The organism is Paracoccus sp. (in: a-proteobacteria) (assembly GCF_039808215.1).
In the GTDB taxonomy this organism is placed as follows: domain Bacteria; phylum Pseudomonadota; class Alphaproteobacteria; order Rhodobacterales; family Rhodobacteraceae; genus Paracoccus.
Genome location: NZ_JBDHSP010000137.1, coordinates 1 through 4001, shown reverse-complemented (window position 1 = coordinate 4001; position 4001 = coordinate 1). Strand labels below are relative to the sequence as shown.

At 34.8% G+C, this 4001-nt stretch carries 3 protein-coding genes; all 3 read left to right on the top strand.

Translation table 11 applies throughout. From position 1 onward, the window contains the following. Nucleotides 1-153: 153 nt before the first annotated feature. Nucleotides 154-1821 carry a DUF262 domain-containing protein gene (locus WMK75_RS18570; RefSeq protein ID WP_347269062.1) on the top strand — a complete coding sequence of 556 codons (1668 nt, stop codon included), beginning with the start codon at nucleotides 154-156 and terminating at the stop codon, nucleotides 1819-1821. Nucleotides 1822-2029: 208 nt separating this feature from the next. Continuing rightward, a complete protein-coding gene (locus tag WMK75_RS18565; RefSeq protein WP_347269061.1) occupies nucleotides 2030-3319 on the top strand; it encodes an erythromycin esterase family protein in 1290 nt (429 codons plus the stop codon). A gap of 190 nt (nucleotides 3320-3509) precedes the next feature. Further along, the coding region (locus tag WMK75_RS18560) for a hypothetical protein (RefSeq protein WP_347269060.1) at nucleotides 3510-4001 on the top strand (492 nt) is incomplete at its 3' end.

Genomic DNA, 4001 nt, shown 5'->3' with positions numbered 1-4001 from the left:
GTACAAAGTTGAACTTTAGTAATTCTATTTAACTTTTGTACTAAAAATCCCCGCCTTCGGCAATACCCAAAACGTTACCTGCAACCCGTGACGACAGTGCTAACTTGAAACTGACTGCAAGAAATTAACTTTGACAGCAACAAATAATAAATCATGAGTGACTTTTACATAGAAGACTTTAACTTAAAAAAACTTAGAGCAAAATTTGACGAACGGGTTTTTGCAATTCCGCAAATTCAGAGAAGTTATGTTTGGAAAAAGGACAGCATTTGTAAACTAATGGACAGTATTTATAAAAACTATCCAATAGGTATAGCTTTGGTTTGGGAGACTAAGACAAGCAAAGCTTTTGAAATACGACCAAATACTAAAACCATAATTCCACAATACAGACGACAAGCTCCCGTTGCAGAGGTAATCATTGACGGACAACAAAGACTTTCTACAATATATGGTGTCTTATTTGGAATTGAGCCCAGCAAAGTTGTTAATTCAAGAATTAACTTCAATGACATCTATTTTGACACAAATAAAGAGAGCGAAAACCGCTTCACTTTTCGCAAAAAATTATCAGAAGAAGATGGCAGTTTAATTCGTTTGACTGAATTACTTAATACGACACCAAACACTTTAGCTAAAAGACTAAACCTAAAAAAATATCAATTCTTAGAAGCATCAAAATGCTACAATGCTTTTTACAGTTATAAATTCAGCATTTTAAAATTTAGTGGTTTTGACTTTGAACAAGCAAGAGAAATTTTTATAAGAGTTAATTCAGCAGGTATGAGATTAAATCGTGCTGACGAATTATTTGCTTTAGCTACAACCGTTCATTTACGTGACCACGTTGAGGACACTAAAAAGGATTTACAAAATGGCTTTAATGAAATTTCAGATGATGCTATTCAAAATACAATAGCGTTATATTATAAAGCTGACAAAATTGGCGGTGCTGGTTTCAAACCTTTTTTAAATCAAATTCTAAAACAAAACACAAAGGAAAGTGACTTCCTCAAGGAGTGGAAGAAAATTGAGAATGGGTATAAACTTTGCGTTGACTTTTTAGCATCTGAATTTTTTATTAAAAATTTAAAGGAATTACCAATCTCTAACATGTTTTCTATGCTATCATTCTTTTTTGCAGTCAATAGTAAAAAAGCGACACCATATCAAATCAAGCAAATAAGAAAATGGTTTTGGCACACCTGCTTAAATAAAAGATACTCAGGTAGTGAGTTCAATAAAAATATTCCAACTGACATTAAATTTTTCAGGTCATTGGCAAACGGAAAGCAAGTCAATTACAGCATTGACAAGAAAGTAAATGTTTATGATTTTATGCGTTCAGATTACAGAGACAGCGGGTCAGTGACAATTGCTTACTACTTGATGTTGAAAATGAGAAAGCCACTTTACTTAGACAATGGACGACCAATGTTGTTAGACAACATCACATCTACTTCAAACAAAAAGCACAGACATCATATTTTTCCAAAAGCATTATTAGAAGCAAATGGACTTAAAGAGCAATGGATAAACTGTATCACTAACATTTGCTTTCTGGATGCCTACAAGAACATCTCAATTGGGGCTTCCTTACCCAAAACCTATTTGACAAGGTTTGAAAATTTAAAACATTTCAATAAAACAATGTCATCGTATTTAATTCCTATTCATAACAACAGTCCAATTTGGGCAACAAAAGTTAATGAAGGCTTTCTTGACTTTATAAACATAAGGATTGGAATGATTACTAAAGAAATTGAAAAGCTGACAGGAGCAGAACTATTTGAAAAATATGACGAACTTAAACGACTTTAATTTATACAACCGGTTGTGCAGACTTGCAATGACACCGCTTCGTGTGGACAGTCGGGCAGCAGGTAACAGCGGTTTTGCGTCAGGCGGGGTGACGTGCTTCGTAGAAAATTTTGTGCATATTTGAAGTGTGGTTCTTCGTATCAAGGTTAGTGCTAAAAAGCCCGCCCGAACGCAAAGCCGCAAACCGTAAGCGGCTATTTTACCCGACATGTATAAACTACTGACTTTATTTTTAATTTTTGCAAATACAGTTGTCTTTGGACAACAGAAAATAAAGGAGTTCGTACTTCACAATGTGATTCGTATTTCGAGTATTTCACCTGATTCTACAAACTATGATGACTTGTTGGCAATCGGCAATTCAATTGGAAATGCTCAAATCGTAATGTTGGGAGAACAAGACCACGGAGACGCCGCAACCTTTCTTGCAAAAACAAGACTTATTAAATACTTGCACGAAAAAAAGGGATTTAACATTTTAGCATTTGAAAGTGATTTTTTTGGATTAAATGAAGGCTGGAATGATTTAAATAAAAGTAAACCACAAATTGATTCATTTTTAAAAAATAATATCTTAAGCCTTTGGGCTTACTGTGATGCCTGCAATGACCTATTTTACAATTATATTCCACTTACTCGAAAATCTGATGTTCCGATAATCGTTACCGGTTTTGACAATCAAACAGTTTATTCTTATTCAAGAAAACATCTTGTTGAAAAACTTGACAGTGTATTCCGGGAATTAGAATTACCTATAACCAAAGCAACCGATTATCAATCAACAGTATTGGTGCAACTTGAAACATTAGTCACTAAATTCGGTTACCAGCGACCTACAAATGATTTTTTTTATAAGTGTGGAAACACCTTGAAAATTATTAAGGAGCAAGTAAATGATAAATTGCCTTCTGAAAACTTTTGGTCTGTAGTAATAGAAAATCTAATTTCATTCAATGAAGAAGAACTCTACGTAAACAAAAAAGATAAATGGCAGGTAGAAACGATACGAGATAGACAGATGGGTTTGAATCTAAAATGGATTTTCCAATCAAAGTATCCAAATCAAAAGATTATCGTCTGGGCTGCAAACAATCATGTAGCCAGCTATTCCGACAAGAAATATACTTCAATGAGGCATTTTTTATCTTCTGACACATCCCTAAATGATAAGATATATTCCATAGGATTTACTTCCTACAAAGGAGAGGGTGGACGGTTGTGGGAGAAAAAATTTACTATCGGCAAACCAAAAGCGAATAGCCTTGAAAGCTGGATGAACAATTCGTTTGAATATGCTTTTGTTGACTTCACAACCTATAACAAGACTTTTCCAAAATCAAATGAAGAGTTTGACATGAGAGGGTGGAGATATTGGACGTTTAAGAAGAAATGGAACAGGATGTTTGACGGAATTTTCTTTATCCAAGAAATGTATCCATGCAAGGACAACAAAACAGCCGCTTACATCGGTTTGCAGCAAGTGGGGCTGAAGGAATAACAATGAGCTTTAGTACTGTTATCATCTTCAGTTCGGGCTGACGGAATTCTATCAGCAAACGAACAAATAATCAACTTTTTCATCTACTTTCGGCTGACGGTTCGGGCAGAAGGAACAATGAATTCCCCACCTGCTGCAAGCCGTAAACCGTTAGTGGCAAGTTTAACCGGCAACGTCCTTCGACATTGAAATGACAGAAAAAGCAGCTTCATACATTAAAGAAATAATCCGAACAGAAACCTTAAAGATTAGAGATACATTTTCAGGACCAAGTTATCATGCAATTCAGCATATTCTTAGACGACTGGACTTTGTAATACTTTTTTATACCAATCCGCCAGGAAAGACAGAACAAGAAGTTGAAGAACTACGAGAATTTTACAATTATGGTTGGGCTCCAGCTCTAAAACCATTCTACACAGATTTGAATTTAAACACCCTTCAACCTTTTCCCGAAATGTATAAAGAAGCAATGAATTGGGCTGACGGTGTAATTCAATTCTCGGGACATATTGCTTTCTTAAATCAACTTGTGGATTACGAAAAAGCAGACTTAATTAAGCTATCCATCCCAAAAGAGAATGAAATTTCATTTTCCTACATTGTCGAAAATGCAGGACTAGAATATTATGACCGAAAAAGTCATGACTTTTATGGGGATATGATTGTTGAACGAATGATT

Bases quoted from the DNA above. Each gene is read 5' to 3' on its own strand.
- WMK75_RS18570 (WP_347269062.1), top strand. From the start codon at position 154: ATGAGTGACTTTTACATAGAAGACTTTAACTTAAAAAAACTTAGAGCA.
- WMK75_RS18565 (WP_347269061.1), top strand. From the start codon at position 2,030: ATGTATAAACTACTGACTTTATTTTTAATTTTTGCAAATACAGTTGTC.